This is a genomic window from Phenylobacterium sp. GW821-FHT12F10, from assembly GCF_058806695.1.
Map to the genome: position 1 here is coordinate 1,086,331 of NZ_JBXAPY010000001.1, position 16,655 is coordinate 1,102,985.

Below are 16,655 nucleotides of genomic sequence, written 5' to 3' on the forward strand. Positions count from 1 at the left end.
GCGCAAAGGAGTAAGGTCATGGGTGCTTTCGGGCCCATCCACTGGATCATCGTGGCGATGGTCGTGCTGCTGCTGTTCGGCGGCCGCGGGAAGCTGTCGGGGATCATGGGCGACGCCGCCAAGGGCATCCGCGCCTTCAAGGACGGCCTCAAGGACGGCGACGAGGTGGCCTCGACGGCCGCCAAGCCCCTGCCCAGCGAAAAAGACGAAGCCCGCAGCTAGTCGGCTGCCGTTCCCGGAAATCCGCCCACGCCGGTCCTGATCGGCGTGGGTTTTGATCGTTTAGGCGTTGCCTATGCTTCCTGAAGTCGGCGGGATGGAACTGCTGGTCATCGCCGCGGTCGCTCTGATCGTGGTGGGGCCGAAGGATCTGCCCATGCTCCTGCGCAAGCTGGGGCAGTTCGTGGCGCGCCTGCGCTCCATGGCCGACGACTTCCGCGCCAGCTTCGACGAGATGGCCCGCCAGTCGGAGCTGGACGACCTGCGCAAGGAGGTCGAGGCCATGCGCCGCGGCCAACTGGTGGACCAGGCGGCGGCGGAAGCCTCGAACGTGGAGATCAACCAGGTCTTCAATGAGATCGGCGACAGCCTTCAGGGCTCGGGCATCCAGTTCCACCCGCCGATGAGCCACCAGTACGGCGAGGCCGAGGGCGCCGAGGGGGCGACCCCCGAACCCGTCGCGGCCAAGCCCAAGGCGGCCCGCAAGCCCCGGGCGCCGAGCGCGGCCACCACCAAGCCCAAGGCCGCGCCGAAGAAGAAGCCCGCCACCGTCGCCGCCGCGCGCCGCGCGCCCAAGGGGACGGTGTCTTGAGCGACGAGATCGACGACGAGATCGAGGCCTCCCGCGCTCCGCTGCTGGACCACCTGATCGAGCTCCGCTCGCGCCTGATCATCTGCGTCGGCGCCCTGGCGGTGGGGTTCGCGGTCTGCTTCGCCTTCTCCACCCAGATCTACTACCTGCTGCTGCACCCCTATCAGGTGGCCGCCCAGTTGATGGCCGCCCAGCGCCTGGCCGAGCATGCGGGGCCGCACGCGGGCTTCGTGGACGGAATCCTGCAGTTCCTGCACATCAAGCCGACCCCGCCGAACCAGGCGAGCTCGGCCGGCCCCTTCGACCTGCTGCTGGCCCTGGTGGGGCTGAAGGAGGTTCCGAACCTGACCTCGGGCGCGCTGAAACTGGTCTACACCGCGCCGCTGGAGTTCTTCTTCACCAAGGTGAAGCTGTCGGGCTTCGGGGCGGTGATCCTGACCTTCCCGGTGCTGGCCGCCCAGATCTACGGCTTCGTGGCGCCGGGCCTCTACAAGAAGGAACGGCACGCCTTCCTGCCCTTCCTCGTCGCCGCCCCGCTGCTATTCGCCCTGGGGGCGGCGCTGGTCTATTTCATGATCCTGCCCTTCGTCCTGTGGTTCTCGCTGAGCCAGCAGATCGTCGGGGTCGGCGCCATCTCGGTGGAGCTGCTGCCCAAGGTGTCGGACTACCTGACCCTGGTGACCACCCTGCTGATGGCGTTTGGGCTGTGCTTCCAGCTGCCGGTGGTCCTGACCCTGCTGGGCATGGCCGGGATCGTGGATTCCAAGCAGCTGCGGGCCGGGCGCCGCTACGCCATCGTCGGCATCTTCGTGGTGGCCGCGGTGGTGACCCCGCCCGACCCCATCAGCCAGACCCTGCTGGCGACCCCGATCATCCTGCTCTACGAGATCTCGATCTGGTGCGTGGCCCTCATCGACCGCCGCCGCGCCCGCGAGGAGGCCAGCACCGACGTGGCGCTGGTCTAGGGGGCGGTCCGGGCGGCGCTCCGTTGCAGGAACAATCACCGTCATCCCGGACGGCCGGCAGGCCGATCCGGGACAAAGGGGCCCAGCGCGCCGCCCCTGGATCCCGGCTCTCCGCTTCGCTGCGGCCGGGATGACGTGAAGGGTTTGCTGGCTAAGCCTGTCGACCGCCCATCCGCCCGGCAAGCCGATTCCAATCACGCGCCGCCCCTGGGGGTTGGCCGTGAGCGCGGCGCGCTCTAGAGAAAGCCGCTTACCTTACGGCGGATCCCATGCACGACATTCGAGCCATTCGCGAAACCCCTGAGCTTTACGAAAAAGCCTGGGCTGCGAAGGGCCGCTCCGGGGCGGCCGCGCAGGCGATCGCGCTGGACGCCAAGGTCCGCGCGGCCAAGACCGCCGCCGAGACCGCCCAGGCCAAGCGCAACGAGCTCTCCAAGCTGATCGGCCAGGCCAAGGCCCAGAAGAACGAGGCCGAGGCCCAGCGCCTGCTGGCCGAGGTGGAGGCCCTGAAGGGCGCCGGCGCGGCCCAGGCCGAGGCCGAGCGGGCCGCCAGCGCCGAGCTGTTCGACCTGCTGGCCTCGCTGCCGAATATCCCCGCCGAAGACGTGCCGATCGGCAAGGACGAGCACGACAATGTCGAGGTGCGCCGCTGGGGCGAGCCGAACCACGTCGCCGCGCCCAAGGACCACGTGGACCTGGGCGAGGCGCTCGGCCTGATGGACTTCGAGGCGGCCGCCCGGATGAGCGGCGCCCGGTTCGTGGTGCTGCGCGGCCAGCTGGCGCGCCTGGAGCGGGCGCTGGGCCAGTTCATGCTGGACATCCAGACCCAGGAGCACGGCTATACCGAGGTCTCGCCGCCGCTGATGGTGCGCAGCGAGGCCATGTTCGGCACCGGGCAACTGCCCAAGTTCTCCGACGACCAGTTCGTGGCGATTCCGGGCCTGGAGAACACCCGGGCGCTGAGCCCCAATGACCTGGCCGAGGCTTCGGATATTCGCTGGCTGATCCCCACCGCCGAGGTCTCGCTGACCAACCTGGTGCGCGAACAGATCACGGCCGAGGAGGAGCTGCCGCTGCGGCTCACGGCGCTCACCCCCAGCTTCCGCGCCGAGGCCGGCGCCTCGGGTCGCGACACCCGCGGCATGATCCGCCAGCACCAATTCTACAAGGTCGAGCTGGTCTCGATCACCGCGCCCGACCAGTCGGAAGACGAGCATGAGCGCATGGTCGGCTGCGCCGAGGCGGTGCTGAAGGCCCTGGAGCTGCCGTTCCGGACCATGAAGCTGTGCAACGGCGACATGGGCTTCTCGGCCCGGCGCACCTACGACCTCGAGGTCTGGCTGCCCTCGGAGGGCCGCTATCGCGAGATCAGCTCCTGCTCCAACTGCGGCGACTTCCAGGCCCGCCGCATGGACGCCCGCACCAAGGCGGCCGGGGAGAAGGGCACGCGCTTCGTCCACACCCTGAACGGCTCGGGCCTGGCGGTGGGCCGCACCCTGGTGGCGGTGATGGAGAACTATCAGGACGAGAACGGCCGCATCGCCATTCCCCAGGCCCTGCATCCCTACCTGCCGGGCCTGACCCACATCGGTGGCGAGGCGTGAGAATCCTGCTGACCAATGACGACGGCATCCACGCCGAGGGTCTGGTCGCGCTGGAGAACATCGCCAAGGCCCTGTCCGACGACATCTGGATCTGCGCCCCGGAATACGAGCAGTCGGGCGCCAGCCGGGCGCTGACCCTGTCGGACCCGGTGCGGGTGCGGAAGCTGGATCCCCGCCGCTTCGCCACCAGCGGCACGCCGACCGACTGCGTGATGCTGGCCATCTTCGAGCTGATGGAGGGCGCCAAGCCCGACCTGGTGCTGTCGGGGGTCAATCGCGGCGCCAACCTGGCCGAGGACGTGACCCTGTCGGGGACCGTGGCCGGGGCCATCGAGGGCATGGCCATGGGGGTGCCCTCCATCGCGCTCTCCCAGACCGGCTGGCCCACCGGCAACGAGGACATCTTCGCCCCCGCCGAGCACTTCGCGCCGGGGATCATCGCCAAGCTGGTGGAGACCGGCTGGCCCAAGGACGTGATCATCAACGTCAACTTCCCGGCCGCGCCGGTGGAGAAAATCACCGAGGTGGAGGTCACCCGCCAGACCTTCCGCGACATCAATGTGCGCCACGCCGAGAAGCGCACCGACCTGCGGAACCGGGACTACTACTGGATGGGTTTCCGGCAGGAGCGCTCCTCGCCCGCCGACGGAACCGACCTGAAGGCGATTTACGAGGGAAAGATTTCGGTGACGCCCTTGCACATCGACCTGACTCACCTTGAGACGGTCAATCGGCTGAAGGGCGTGCTGGGCGGCACGCCGCCCAAGGCGTAGATGAGCGTGGACATGACCAAGACGGAGAAGGACTCGCCTGAAACGCGGCTGGCGCGCCTGATCCTGAATCTGCGTTCGCAGGGGGTCAGCGACCCCGGCGTGCTGAACGCCATCGAGTCGACGCCGCGCGACCTGTTCACGCCCGATCTGTTCCAGGAGCGCGCCTGGGAGGATTCGGCCCTGCCCATCGCCTGTGGCCAGACCATCAGCCAGCCCTTCATCGTCGGCCTGATGACCCAGGCCCTGTCCCTGGAGCCCCGCGCCCGGGTCCTGGAGATCGGCACCGGCTCGGGCTACCAGACCACCGTGCTCTCCAAGCTCTCGCGGCTGGTCTACACCGTGGAGCGCTACCGGACCCTGATGGGGGAGGCCGAGGCCCGCTTCAAGGCGCTCGGTCTCACCAATGTGATCACCCGCTTCGGCGACGGCGGCCTGGGCTGGCCCGAGCAGGCGCCTTTCGACCGCATTTTGGTCACGGCGGCGGCGCCGGAGGAGCCCAAGGCTTTGCTTTCGCAGTTGAAACCCGGGGGGGTGCTGGTGGCGCCGATCGGCAAGGGACCCGTCCAGAGCCTCAAACGCTATACCGGCGACGGCAAGGGCGGCTTCACCGTCGAGGCCCTGACCGACGTTCGGTTCGTACCCCTGCTGGACGGCGTGGCCCGGGAGCTTTAGCCGTCCACAACCTTACGAGTTTGTGGGTTGGCGGTGATGGGCTCCTTAACCCATCATTAACCCCGACGCCTCGACTGATTCCGAACCCATAGAGCGGAGCGGCGATGACGCTTTCTTATTCCCGAACGGCCTTGATCCTGTTGGCGGCGACGTCCCTCAGCGCCTGCACGACCTATGCGCCGTTCGGCGAGGACGCCCAGGCGCCCCGGCCCAACTTCCCCACCCGCCTGCCGCCCCCCGGCGCCCAGGCCCCGCCGCCGGCCCAGGAGCCCCAGGACCAGGGCCCCATGCCGCGGCCCGGCCCGGGCCAGGTGGAGAGCCGTCCGCTGGAGCCCGTGCCCGGCGGCCCGGCCTATGTGACGCCCTCGACCCCGCCCTATACGCCGCCGCCCGCCTACCAGCCCCCGGCCTACCAGCCGCCGTATCAGCCGCCGCCGCCGGTGATGCAGACGGTCACCCGCCAGACGGTGACCGGCAAGGTGGTGGACGCCGCCGGACCGCCCAAGACCCACACGGTCAAGAGCGGCGACAATCTCGACGCTATCGCGCGGTCCATGGGCACGACCCGCAAGCAGCTGGCCGAGGACAACGACCTGAAGGAGCCCTACGTCCTGCGGCCCGGCAAGACGCTGAAGGGGCCCTCCAGCGACGCCAAGGCCTATGTGGTGGGGCAGGGCGACACCCTCTACGCCATCGCCCGGCGCTTCTCGGTCACGGGCCAGGCCCTGGCCGAGGCCAACGACATGAGCGTCGACAAGCCGCTGACCGCCGGCAAGAGACTGATCCTGCCCGACGGCTTCAAGGACAAGGGCCCCACCACGGTCACCGTGCGGGTCCAGGTCCCGGGCTCGGGCGTCCAGGCGCCGGCCCCCACCCCCTTCCAGCCCCAGACGCCGGCCCAGCCCCAGCGGCCGCCGGCCTACACCCCGCCGCCGGCGGTGACCCCGGAGCCCGAACCCGAGGCGCCGCGGACCACGACGACCACCACCACCAAGACCATGGTCACCGGCAAGCTGGTGGAGGTGGCCGGCCCGCCCCAGGTCTACACCGTCAAGAACGGCCAGAACCTCGACGCCATCGCCCGCGCCATGGACACCACCCGCAAGCAGCTGGCCGACGACAACAAGCTCAAGGAGCCCTACGTCCTCCACGCCGGGGACAAGCTGAAGGGCCCCAAGACCACGGTGAAGGCCTATGTGGCGGTGTCGGGCGACACGCTCACCCTGATCGCCAAGCGCTTCAGCGTCACCCCCAAGGCCCTGGCCGCCGAGAACAACATGAAGGTCGGCGACGCCATCAAGGCGGGCCGCAAGATCAGCCTGCCCGACGGCTACAAGGACAAGGGTCCGATCAAGGAGACCACCCGCACGACGGTCACCCTGCCGCCCGAGCCGCGGCGCGAGACCCCGCCGGTGACGCCGCCGCCGAGCCGGCCGGCCCCGCCGCCGGTCTCTCAGCCGGTGACGCCGCCCCCGTCCAACAACGACTACAGGCGGCCGACCCCGCCGCCGCCGACCCAGCCCAACCGCACCTTCCCGATTCCGCCGGCGGCGAGTTCCGGCCCGCTCAGCGACGCCCAGATCACCAGCCAGGGCCGGGGCCGGTTCAACTGGCCGCTGCGAGGCGACATCATCTCGGACTTCGGTCCCAAGGGGACGGGACAGCGCAACGACGGCCTGAACATCCGCGCCAACGCCGGGGAGGCCGTCCGCGCCGCCGCCGGCGGGGACGTGGTCTATGCCGGCGACCAGGTGCCCGGCTTCGGCAACCTAGTGCTGATCAAGCACGCCGACGGCTGGGTCACGGCCTATGGGCACCTGGCCCGGGTGGACGTGAAGATGCAGCAGAAGGTGGTCCAGGGTCAGCAGATCGGTCAGGCCGGCACCAGCGGCGGGGTCTCCGAACCCCAGCTCCACTTCGAGGTCCGCTACGCCCCGGCGCCGACGGAACGCGCCCGACCCATCGATCCGAAGCTGGTTCTGGGACGATAGGGTGTTCTCCCTCCCCGTCATGGGGAGGGTGGACGGCGGAACGCCGGACGGGTGGGGAATTGGGGCCAGACTCCCCCACCCCGATCGCTTCGCGATCTGCCCCTCCCCATGAAGGGGAGGGAGGCTACATCGGCAGGCTTTTCCCCAGCTCGCCGGCCAGGTCGCGGATGAACTGCCAGGCGACGCGGCCGGAGCGGCCGCCTCGCAGCTGGGCCCATTGCAGGGCGCGGCGTTCCAGGTCGGCGACGATCAGGCCGTGGGCGCGGGCGTAGGCGGTCACCGCCTCCAGATAGGTCGCCTGGTCCATGGGCGGGAAGCCCACCCACAGGCCGAAGCGATCGGAGACGCTGACCTCCTCCTCGGCGTCCTCGGCCGTGGCGATCAGGCCGCGGTCCTCGCCGTGGGCCCGCGGCATCAGGTGGCGGCGGTTTGAGGTGGCCACGAACAGCACATTGGCCGGCGGGCCGGAGACCCCGCCCTCCAGGGCCGACTTCAGGGCCTTGGCCGCCGCCGCGCCCTCCTCGAAGGAGAGGTCGTCGCAGAGCACCACGAAGCGTTCGGGGCGTTCGCGCAGGGTGTCGAACAGGGCGGGCAGGGCGGTGACCTGGTCGCGGTCGACCTCCACCAGCTTCAGGTCCGGGGCGTCCTGCGCCACCGCCATGAAGGCGGCCTTGGCCAGCGAGCTCTTGCCCGTGCCGCGCACGCCCCAGAGCAGGGCGTGGTTGGCCGGCAGGCCGGCGGTGAACCGCTGCAGATTCTCCAGGAAGCGGGCCTTCTGGGCGTCCACCCCGATCAGGGCGGCCAGCGGCAGGGCGTAATCGGGCGCCGGATGGAAGGCGTGGGTGGCCGGATCGTGGCGGAAAAGCCGCGCCCCTTCGAAGTCCGGAGTTATGCGGGCCGGGGGCGCCAGGCGCTCCAGGGCCGAGGCGATGCGCTCGAGAACGGATTTCAGCTCAGATTCCATGGCCGTGGTGCTTAGCGGTCCTGCCGTTCCATTGCAAAACGAGGGGCGAACGCATAGCTTCCGCCGACTTGAAAACCGGCGGCTTTTCGCACGCCCGACGACGAACTTCGGAGAGACCATGTTCGCCACCCCCGCCTTCGCTCAGACCGCAGGCGCCGCCGCCGGCGGCGGACCGCAGGAAATGCTGATGCAGTTCCTGCCGCTCATCGGCCTGGTCGTGCTGTTCTACTTCCTGATGATCCGCCCGCAGCAGCAGCGCATGAAGGCCCATCAGGCGATGATCTCCAATGTGAAGCGCAACGACACCGTGGTGCTGAACTCCGGCGTCATCGGCAAGGTAGTTCGCGTCGAGGACAAGGAAGTCGGCGTCGAGATCGCCCAGGGCGTCACCGTCAAGGTGGTCAAGACCATGATCTCCGACGTGCGGGTCAAGGGCGAGCCCGCCCCGGCCAACGACTCCAAGGCCTGAGAGCCCCGTAAATGATCGCTCCGTCCCGCTGGAGGACGATCGCCGTCCTGATTTCGGTGATCTTCGGCATCCTGTTCAGCCTGCCGAACGTGATTCCGCAGAAGACGCTCGACACCTTGCCGAGCTTCCTGCCGCACAAGAAGCTCAACCTGGGCCTCGATCTCCAGGGCGGCTCCTATCTGCTGCTGGAGGTCGACACCAAGGCCCTGCGCGCCGAGAAGCTGACGAACCTCATCGAGGACGTCCGCACCACCCTGCGCGAGGACAAGATCGACTTCACCGACCTGGGCCAGGTCGGTGGCGCGGTGTCGGTGCGGATCACCGATCCCGAGCAATTGACGGCGGCGACCAACCTGCTGCGCCGGAGCGTCGGTTCGCCGCTGGCCGGCGCGGTCGGCGGCCGTGACGTCACCATCAACTCCGGCGACGACCAGCGGATTCGCATCGTCTTCGCCGAGCAGGCCCTGGCCGCCGAGGCCGGCAAGGCGGTGGAGCAGTCCATCGAGATCATCCGCCGCCGGATCGACGAGCTGGGCACCAAGGAGCCCGATATCCGCCGTCAAGGCGTCGACCGCATCGTGGTCCAGGCCCCGGGCGAGAGCGACCCCGAGAAGCTCAAGAACATCATCGGCCAGACCGCCAAGCTGACCTTCCAGATGGTGGACGACAGCGTCACACCGGAGGAGGCCGCCGCCGGCCGCATTCCCCCCGGCTCGCAACTGCTGCCCTACGAAGAGGGCGGCGGGGCGATCCTGATCAAGAAGCGCGCCCTGGTCACCGGCGAGATGCTCACCGACGCCCACCAGGCCTTCGACTCCCAGACGGGTCAGGCGGTGGTCAACTTCCGCTTCAACGGCCAGGGCTCGCGACGCTTCGGCGACGCCACGGCGCAGAACCTCGGCAAGCGCTTCGCCATCGTGCTGGACAACAAGGTCATTTCGGCCCCGGTCATCCAGAGCGCCATCACCGGCGGGTCGGGCCAGATCAGCGGCAACTTCACCGCCGAGAGCGCCAACAACCTGGCCATCCTGCTCCGCGCCGGCGCCCTTCCGGCGCCCCTGAATGTCGAGCAGCAGAACACCGTGGGCGCCGAACTGGGCGCCGACGCGGTCAAGGCCGGGGCCCTGTCCCTGGCCGTCGGCGCCGCGGCGATCATCATCTTCATCGTGCTGGCCTATGGCCTGTTCGGGGTGTTCGCGGCGCTCGCCCTGATCGTCAACATGCTGCTGATCTTCGGCGTCATGTCGCTGTTCCAGTTCACCCTGACCTTCCCCGGCATCGCGGGCCTGATCCTGACCCTGGCGGTGGCCGTGGACGCCAACGTGCTGATCTATGAACGGGTGCGGGACGAGGCCCATGCGGGCCGATCCCCGATCTCGGCCCTGGAGCACGGCTATCAGCGGGCCCTGGTCTCCATCCTCGACGCCAACATCACCAGCGCCATCTCGGCCCTGATCATGTTCCAGTTCGGGGCCGGCCCCATCCGCGGCTTCGCCCTGACCCTGCTGATCGGGGTCGTCACCTCGGTGTTCACCGCCGTGGTCATCACCCAATTGCTCATCGGCTGGTGGTTCCGCGCCACGAAGCCGAAGACGCTGCCGATCGTTTGAAGGTTTTCCGCATGCGTTGGCCCCTGATCCGTCTTCTCCCGCGTGAATTCCACTTCAACTTCGTGGGGCTCGCGCCCTATGCGGCGGTGTTCTCGGCGATCCTCATCGTCCTGTCGGGCGTCTCCTTCTTCACCAAGGGCCTGAACCTGGGCATCGACTTCATCGGCGGGTCGCTGATCGAGGTCCGGACCCCGGGCGACGCGCCCATCGGCGAACTGCGCACGGCGCTCGCCGCCGCGGGCGGCGAGGACGCCAAGGTCCAGGCGCTGGGGGATTCCCACGGCGCCATGCTGTCGTTCCGCACCGCCGAGAACGTCAACGCGGTGGCCGGCGCGACCCGGATCCAGAACGAACTCACCAAGCGGTTCCCCGGCATCCAGTTCAAGAAGGTCGAGGTGGTGGGGCCCAAGGTCTCCGGCGAGCTGATGCAGGGCGGCTTCATGGCGCTCGCCATCGCCCTGGCCCTGATGCTCGCCTACATCTGGTTCCGCTTCCAGCTGCAGTTCGGCCTCGGCGCCGTGGTGGCGGTGTTCCACGACGTGCTGCTGACCCTGGGGGTGCTGTCGGTCACCGGCTTCGAGTTCTCCATGACCTCGATCGCGGCCCTGTTGACGGTGATCGGCTATTCGATGAACGAGAAGGTCATCACCTTCGACCGACTTCGCGAGAACCTGCGCAAGTACAAGACCACCCCCCTGGCCGAGGTGATCAACAAGTCCGAGAACGAGCGTCTGTCGCGGACCCTGATCACCGGCTCCACGGCGATCCTGGCCCTGTCGGGCGCCTTGGTCCTGGGGGGCGTGGTCCTGCGGCCCCTGGTGGTGACCATGGTGTTCGGGATCATCATCGGCACCTATTCGTCCATCTATGTCGCCCTGCCGATCATCCTGCTGTGGGGCGTCAAGCGTGGCGACGAGCCGGCCGAGCCGCTGAAGCCGGCCAACGCCCGGCCTTAAGCCATGGCCCGCGACGCGCCCTCCATCGACGCCTATGGCGACGGCGGGTTCCGGCTCTCCGGCGCGCGTCACGAGGGGTCTGTGCTCATCGTCCAGGACCGGGCCCGGCCCTGGCCGGTCACCGGCCTGGCCGAGCTGACGCCGGAGGCCCTGGCCCCGGTGCTGGAGGCGGGGCCGCGTGAGGTGGAGTTCGTCCTGCTGGGCCTCGGCGCCGCCAACGCCCTGCCGCCCCGGGCGGTCCGCGAGGCCCTGTCCAAGGCCGGCATCGGCCTGGAGTTCATGGACACCCCCACCGCGGCGCGGATGTACAATGTGCTCACCGCCGAGGGCCGCAGGCTCGCCGCGGGCCTGATCGCGATCTAAGCTCGTCCCTCCAGGGAGAGCTTCCATGCAGACCGTCCGTCTCGGCCGAACCGACGCCGTCGTCAGCGCCGCCGGGCTGGGCTGCGGCGGCCATTCCCGATTGGGCATGAGCGGCGGCGCCAGCGCCCAGGAGGCGTCCCGCGTGGTCAGCGCGGCCATCGACCTGGGGATCACCTTCATCGACACCGCCCGGCTCTATGGCACCGAGGAGGCCGTGGGCCTGGGGGTGAAGGGGCGCCGCGACCAGGTGTTCATCTCCACCAAGGCCACTCCAACCGGCGGTCGACCCGGCCGGGAGGGCGAGTTGGCGACGCCCGAGGAACTGACCGAGAGCCTGGAGGGGAGCCTGAAGCGGCTGGGGACCGACCATGTCGACCTCTTCAACCTGCACGGCGTCACGCTGGCCCAGTACGACGCCTGCCTGGAGACCCTGCTGCCGGAGCTGAAGCGCCAGCAGGCCGCCGGGAAGATCCGCCACATCGGGATCACCGAGGCCTTCGGCGTCGACACCTGCCACGAGATGCTGGCCCGGGCGGTTCCGGAGGCCCGGTTCGACGTGGTCATGGTGGGCTTCAACCTGCTGAACCCCTCGGCGCGGCGCACGGTGTTCCCGGCCGCCCAGGTCAAGGACATCGGGACCCTGATCATGTTCGCCGTGCGCCGGGCGCTGGGCCATCCCGACGTCCTGCGCGACACCGTCGCCAAGCTGCTGGCCAGCGGGGAGGTGGCGGCCGGCGCCGTCGATCCGCAAGCCCCGCTGGGCTTCCTGCGCGGCCATCCGGGGATCGCCTCGGAGCTGGAGGCGGCCTACCGCTTCTGCCGCCACGAACCCGGCGCCCACGTGATCCTCACCGGAACCGGCAGCGTCGAGCACCTGAAGGCCAATATCGCAGCCATCAACGCGCCGCCCCTGCCGACGGAAATCTCCGCCCGGCTGGAGGCGATCTTCGGCGGCGTGGACAGCGTCTCGGGCAACTAGCAGGCCCGCGGGAAACCCCTTATAGCTGACGGTCAGGGCAGGAATCGTAGAGGGATACCTATGGCTGGACTTCTCGCAAATCTCCGCAACACCGTCATCGTCAGCTTCGTGCTGGCGCTGATCATCATCGCTGGCTACTTCAGCCACTACGGCTCGGCTGACGCCATCTTCTTCCAGGCGCTGTTCCGCTTCATCCACGTCCTCTGCGGCATCATGTGGATCGGCCTGCTGTACTATTTCAACTTCGTCCAGATTCCGCAGATGGCCAATATCCCGGCCGAGCTGAAGCCGGCGGTCTCCAAGTTCATCGCCCCGGCGGCGCTGTTCTGGTTCCGCTGGGCGGCGCTCTTCACCTGGGTGGCGGGTGTGATCCTGGCCTTCAACCGTGGCTATCTGGTCCAGGCCTTCACCCTGGGCGCCACCGAGGGCTTCGCCGACGTCGGCCACATCTTCATCGGCATGGGCATGTGGCTGGCCACGGTGATGTTCATCAACGTCTGGGCCTTCATCTGGCCCAACCAGAAGATCGCGCTGGGCCTGGTGGAAGCCGACGCCGACGCCAAGGCCAAGGCCGGCCGCACGGCGATGCTGTTCTCGCGGACCAACACCCTGCTGTCGATCCCGATGCTGGTGACCATGACAATGAGCCAGACCATCTTCGGCTAGACCCGACGATCATCTACAATCGGAAGGCCCGCCCCAACCGGCGGGCCTTTTGCTTTTTGCGAACCCCATGTCCGAAGACGACGCCCACGACCCGAACGACCTCGACGCCCTGGTGGGCCGCGTCGATCCCGACCGCTGGCTGGCCAGCCGGTTCATCGCCGACGCGGCCGCCCGCGCCGATGTCGTCGCCCTCTACGCCTTCGACCACGAACTGGCCCGCGCGCCACGGGTCGCCTCCAACCCCCTGATGGGGGAGATCCGCCTGACCTGGTGGCGCGAGGTGCTGGACGAGGTGTTCGAGGGCCGGGCGGTGCGCAAGCATCCCACGGCCCTGGCCCTGGCCGAGGCCATCGGCCGCCATGGCCTGGCGCGGGCGCGGCTGGAGGCGATGATCGACGCCCGCTACCGCGAGCTCAGCGCCGAGCCGATGAAGCTGGGGGAGGCCTTGGAGTGGGCGGACGGCACGGCGGGGAACACCGCGGTCCTGGCGGCCCGGATGCTTGATCCGGCGGCCGACGAGGCCAAGGCCCTGGCCGGAGGCCGCGCCTGGGCCATCGGGCGGCTGATCGGCACGGCGGGCCTGGCCGGGCCCGATGTCGGGCCGATCCTGGACCGGGCGCTGAGGGAGGCGGGGGGCCTGTCGGTCCCGGCCTTCCCGGCCATCGCCCAGGCGACCCTGGCCCGCGTCCGCGCCAAGGGCCGCAGGCCCTCGGAGCTGGAAGCCCGCCTGCGCCTGTTCCTGGCCGTGGCGCGCGGCAAGGTCTGAGGCCTATTCGGCGGCGATCTTGGCGCCGCCGGTGACCCAGGTCTCCAGGTCGGCCAGGGCGCGCTCGCCCACCGCCAGCTTCTTGCCGCGGGACTTCTCCTTGGCGCCCAGCCTGCGGCCCGTGTCGTCACGCTTGGCCACGCCCTCCACGGGGGGCAGCAGGCCGTAGTTGATGTTCATCGGCTGGAAGGAGCCCTTGCCGCCCGCCAGGTGCCCGCCGGTGATGTGGCCCACCAGGGCGCCCAGGGCCGTGGTGGCCGGCGGCGCCTCGATCGGCGCGCCCAGGCGCTCGGCGGCGGCCAGGCGGCCGGCGAGCAGGCCCATGGCGGCGCTCTCCACATAGCCCTCGACCCCGGTCACCTGGCCGGCGAACCGTAGGCGGGGCTCGACCTTCAGCCGGAGCTGGTTGTCCAGCAGCTTGGGACTGTTGAGGAAGGTGTTGCGGTGCAGGCCACCCAGCCGGGCGAAGACCGCCTTCTCCAGGCCCGGGATCATCCGGAAGATATCTGTCTGGGCGCCGTGCTTCAGCTTGGTCTGGAAGCCCACCATGTTCCACAGGGTGCCCAGCGCATTGTCCTGGCGCAGCTGGACGATGGCGTAGGCCTTCTCCTGCGGATTGTGCTCGTTGGTCAGGCCCACGGGCTTCATCGGGCCGTGGCGCAGGGTCTCGCGGCCGCGCTCGGCCATCACCTCGATGGGCAGGCAGCCGTCGAAATAGGGGACGTTCTCCCAGTCCTTGAACTCGCTCTTCGGCCCGGCCAGCAGGGCGTCGATGAAGGCCTCGTACTGGTCCTTGTCCAAGGGGCAGTTGATGTAGGCCGCCGCGTCGCCGCCGGGGCCCTCCTTGTCGTAGCGCGACTGGCGCCAGGCCACGCCCATGTCGATGGACTCGAAGTTCACGATGGGGGCGATGGCGTCGAAGAAGGACAGCTCCCCCTCGCCGGTCAGGGTCAGGATGGCGGCCGACAGGGCCGGCGAGGTCAGCGGCCCGGTGGCCACGATGACGCTGTCCCACTCGGCGGGCGGCAGGCCGGCGACCTCCTCCCGGGCGATGGTCACGTTGGGGTGGGCCTCCAGCCGGGCGGTGACCGCCTGGGAGAAGCCGTCGCGGTCGACGGCGAGCGCGCCGCCGGCCGGCACCTGGTGGGCGTCGCCGCAGGACATGATAATGGAGTCCAGCCGGCGCATCTCGGCGTGCAGCAGGCCCACGGCGTTGCCGGTCCAGTCATCGGCGCGGAAGGAGTTGGAACAGACCAGCTCGGCCAGGCCGTCGGTGTGGTGGGCGTCGGTGCCGCGGACGGGGCGCATCTCGTGCAGGACGACCGGCACGCCGGCCTGGGCGATCTGCCAGGCGGCCTCCGAACCGGCCAGGCCGCCGCCGATCACGTGGACGGGATCAATCTTGGTGCTCATGCGTGGCTAAGTAGCAACGATTGGCTTCGATCGCGAGGGAGGCCTTGCGGCGAAAGAGCCGCAACCGCAAAGATCGCAGCCAAAGGGGCGGCCGACTCGTTTGGTTTTTCAGACGGGCGGCCAGAGGACAGACATGACCAAGTTTTCGCCGAGCGAGTCGGCGCTGGAAGGCTTCAGAATTACCCGCGAGCGGCCAGGAACGATCCTGGTCTGGAGCCTGGTCTACTTCGTCGGCATCATGGTCATCGCGATGATCATGCTCAGCGCGCTGGGCCCCGACTTCATCAAGTTCGTGCAGAAGGGCGGCCTGGAGTCGGGCGACGCCAGCGCCTACGGCGCGATGCTGCAGAAGCACAAGTTCTCGTTCCTGCTGGTGATCGTCATCTCCATCGCCCTGATGTCGGTGCTGATGGGCGGCATCTACCGCCTGGCCCTGCGGCCCTCGGAGAAGGGCCTGGCCCATCTGCGGCTGGGCGCCGACGAACTGCGCCTGACCATCGTCAACCTGGCCCTGTTCACGGTCGGCCTGCTGTTCCTGGTCCTGACCTTCACGGTCACCGCCGTCGGCGGCCCGCTCGGGGTGCTGGTGAGCCTGGCCCTGGCCGTCGGGATGATCTGGGCCGGGGTGCGGCTGCTGCTGGCCACCCCCATGACCTTCGCCGAGCACCGCATCGCCATCGTCGACTCCTGGCGTCTGACCAAGGGCCACTTCTGGAGCCTGTTTGGCATGACCATCCTGGCCATCATCTTCTACGTGATGGTCTGGCTGCTGTTCAGCATCATCAGCGCCGCCACCGTGGCCCTGGCGGGGGGCCAGGAGGCCATCGCCAATCCGGCCAACCTCGCCCCCCTGGCCATCGTGGCCTTCGTCGCCACCCTGGTCGTCCAGCTGCTGCTGCCGATCCTGCAGGTGGTGATGATCTATTCGCCGCTGGCCGAGGCCTATCGCGAACTGACCGGCGCGCCGCGGGACGCCCTGCCTTAAGGGCGCCCGCCGCCGGGATCAGGCGCTGGCGCTGGGCCGGGCGCTGACCCGGTCGTGCCAGGCCTTGAGGTGGGTGAATTCCGCGTCCAGCGGCAGGCCGATCCACTCGGCGAAGTCGATCGTCGACAGCAGGCAGATATCGGCCATGGTGTAGGTGTCGCCGGTGACGAACTCGCGGCCCTCCAGCTCGCGGTTCATGTACTTCTGGGCGCCCTTGTAGGTCTCGGCGTTGGACTCGCCAAAATCCTTGAACTGGGTCAGCAGGGCCGCCGTGCGCGGGTGGAAGTGGCGCCAGTACATGCCCACGGGCGTCATCACCGTGAACTCGATGCGGCGAATCCACTGGTCCACCAGGGCCTTCTCCACCGCCGTCGTCCCGAACATCGGCGGCCCGGGGTTGGTCTCGTCCAGGTAGCGGCAGATGGCGACGGTCTCGGAGATGGTGGTGCCGTCGTCCAGCTCCAGGGTGGGGAGCTGCCCCATGGAGTTCTTGGCGCGGAACTCCGGGCTCTTGTGCTCGCGTTTCATCATGTTGACCGGGGTCTCGGGCAGGTCGACGCCCTTCTCGGCCAGGAAGATGCGCACGCGGCGCGGATTGGGGGCCGGGTTCGGCGCGCCGTACAGCTTCATAGGGTCGACTCCAATGTCTTAAACGAATGGAACGACGC

The 16,655-nt window shown here is 69.0% G+C and carries 18 protein-coding genes; 15 read left to right on the top strand and 3 right to left on the bottom strand.

The features are described 5' to 3' along the window. Positions 1-18 precede the first annotated feature (18 nt). The 7 genes from tatA to AC1RN5_RS05490 all read left to right on the top strand — a co-directional run bounded on the left by tatA (position 19) and on the right by AC1RN5_RS05490 (position 6,816). A complete protein-coding gene (tatA, locus tag AC1RN5_RS05460) occupies positions 19-222 on the top strand; it encodes a twin-arginine translocase TatA/TatE family subunit (RefSeq protein WP_493040228.1) in 204 nt (67 codons plus the stop codon). 73 nt (positions 223-295) lie between these two features. Beyond that, positions 296-811, top strand: coding sequence for a Sec-independent protein translocase protein TatB (gene tatB, locus AC1RN5_RS05465; protein ID WP_493040230.1), 516 nt, complete (start codon positions 296-298; stop codon positions 809-811). Continuing rightward, the gene (gene tatC, locus AC1RN5_RS05470; protein ID WP_493040231.1) at positions 808-1,776 is read left to right on the top strand and encodes a twin-arginine translocase subunit TatC; all 969 of its coding nucleotides are present in this window, start codon (positions 808-810) and stop codon (positions 1,774-1,776) included. The genes tatB and tatC overlap by 4 nt, the downstream gene beginning before the upstream one ends. A gap of 269 nt (positions 1,777-2,045) precedes the next feature. Then, a complete protein-coding gene (gene serS, locus AC1RN5_RS05475) occupies positions 2,046-3,380 on the top strand; it encodes a serine--tRNA ligase (RefSeq protein ID WP_493040233.1) in 1,335 nt (444 codons plus the stop codon). Further along, a complete protein-coding gene (gene surE / locus AC1RN5_RS05480) occupies positions 3,377-4,153 on the top strand; it encodes a 5'/3'-nucleotidase SurE (RefSeq protein ID WP_493040234.1) in 777 nt (258 codons plus the stop codon). The genes serS and surE overlap by 4 nt, the downstream gene beginning before the upstream one ends. Beyond that, entirely contained in the window at positions 4,154-4,825 is a 672-nt protein-coding gene (locus AC1RN5_RS05485) for a protein-L-isoaspartate(D-aspartate) O-methyltransferase (RefSeq protein WP_421932103.1), read from the top strand. It abuts the gene before it with no gap. A 104-nt stretch (positions 4,826-4,929) separates the two neighbouring features. Then, entirely contained in the window at positions 4,930-6,816 is a 1,887-nt protein-coding gene (locus AC1RN5_RS05490) for a LysM peptidoglycan-binding domain-containing protein (RefSeq protein ID WP_493040236.1), read from the top strand. Between the two features lie 124 nt (positions 6,817-6,940). On the opposite strand, the gene AC1RN5_RS05495 is transcribed toward AC1RN5_RS05490, so the two are convergent. Beyond that, a complete protein-coding gene (locus AC1RN5_RS05495; RefSeq protein WP_493040237.1) occupies positions 6,941-7,780 on the bottom strand; it encodes an ATP-binding protein in 840 nt (279 codons plus the stop codon). A gap of 118 nt (positions 7,781-7,898) precedes the next feature. On the opposite strand from AC1RN5_RS05495, the gene yajC reads away from it, so the two are divergent. The 7 genes from yajC (at position 7,899) to AC1RN5_RS05530 (ending at position 13,589) form a co-directional block, all read left to right on the top strand. Next, on the top strand, positions 7,899-8,249 hold the full coding sequence (yajC, locus tag AC1RN5_RS05500; RefSeq protein WP_493040238.1) for a preprotein translocase subunit YajC: 351 nt from the start codon (positions 7,899-7,901) through the stop codon (positions 8,247-8,249). 11 nt (positions 8,250-8,260) lie between these two features. Then, complete coding sequence (gene secD / locus AC1RN5_RS05505) at positions 8,261-9,859, top strand: protein translocase subunit SecD (protein WP_421932099.1); 1,599 nt, start codon at positions 8,261-8,263, stop codon at positions 9,857-9,859. Between the two features lie 11 nt (positions 9,860-9,870). Next, the gene (gene secF / locus AC1RN5_RS05510) at positions 9,871-10,815 is read left to right on the top strand and encodes a protein translocase subunit SecF (protein ID WP_493040239.1); all 945 of its coding nucleotides are present in this window, start codon (positions 9,871-9,873) and stop codon (positions 10,813-10,815) included. A 3-nt stretch (positions 10,816-10,818) separates the two neighbouring features. Continuing rightward, positions 10,819-11,178 carry an Mth938-like domain-containing protein gene (locus AC1RN5_RS05515; protein ID WP_493040240.1) on the top strand — a complete coding sequence of 120 codons (360 nt, stop codon included), beginning with the start codon at positions 10,819-10,821 and terminating at the stop codon, positions 11,176-11,178. Positions 11,179-11,203: 25 nt separating this feature from the next. Next, positions 11,204-12,157 carry an aldo/keto reductase gene (locus AC1RN5_RS05520; protein ID WP_493040241.1) on the top strand — a complete coding sequence of 318 codons (954 nt, stop codon included), beginning with the start codon at positions 11,204-11,206 and terminating at the stop codon, positions 12,155-12,157. Between the two features lie 60 nt (positions 12,158-12,217). Further along, entirely contained in the window at positions 12,218-12,823 is a 606-nt protein-coding gene (locus AC1RN5_RS05525) for a urate hydroxylase PuuD (protein ID WP_421932095.1), read from the top strand. A 67-nt stretch (positions 12,824-12,890) separates the two neighbouring features. Continuing rightward, positions 12,891-13,589 (top strand): squalene/phytoene synthase family protein, encoded by a 699-nt coding sequence (locus AC1RN5_RS05530; RefSeq protein ID WP_493040242.1) that lies wholly within the window; start codon positions 12,891-12,893, stop codon positions 13,587-13,589. A 3-nt stretch (positions 13,590-13,592) separates the two neighbouring features. On the opposite strand, the gene trmFO is transcribed toward AC1RN5_RS05530, so the two are convergent. Beyond that, positions 13,593-15,002 (bottom strand): methylenetetrahydrofolate--tRNA-(uracil(54)-C(5))-methyltransferase (FADH(2)-oxidizing) TrmFO, encoded by a 1,410-nt coding sequence (trmFO, locus tag AC1RN5_RS05535; RefSeq protein WP_493040243.1) that lies wholly within the window; start codon positions 15,000-15,002, stop codon positions 13,593-13,595. A 133-nt stretch (positions 15,003-15,135) separates the two neighbouring features. Between trmFO and AC1RN5_RS05540 the strand changes: the two genes are divergently transcribed. Next, on the top strand, positions 15,136-15,987 hold the full coding sequence (locus AC1RN5_RS05540; protein ID WP_493040244.1) for a hypothetical protein: 852 nt from the start codon (positions 15,136-15,138) through the stop codon (positions 15,985-15,987). 18 nt (positions 15,988-16,005) lie between these two features. Here the strand turns inward: AC1RN5_RS05540 and AC1RN5_RS05545 are convergent, their stop codons facing one another. After that, positions 16,006-16,617: a glutathione S-transferase family protein gene (locus AC1RN5_RS05545; RefSeq protein ID WP_493040245.1), complete on the bottom strand. Its 612-nt coding sequence runs from the start codon at positions 16,615-16,617 to the stop codon at positions 16,006-16,008. Positions 16,618-16,655: the final 38 nt, after the last annotated feature.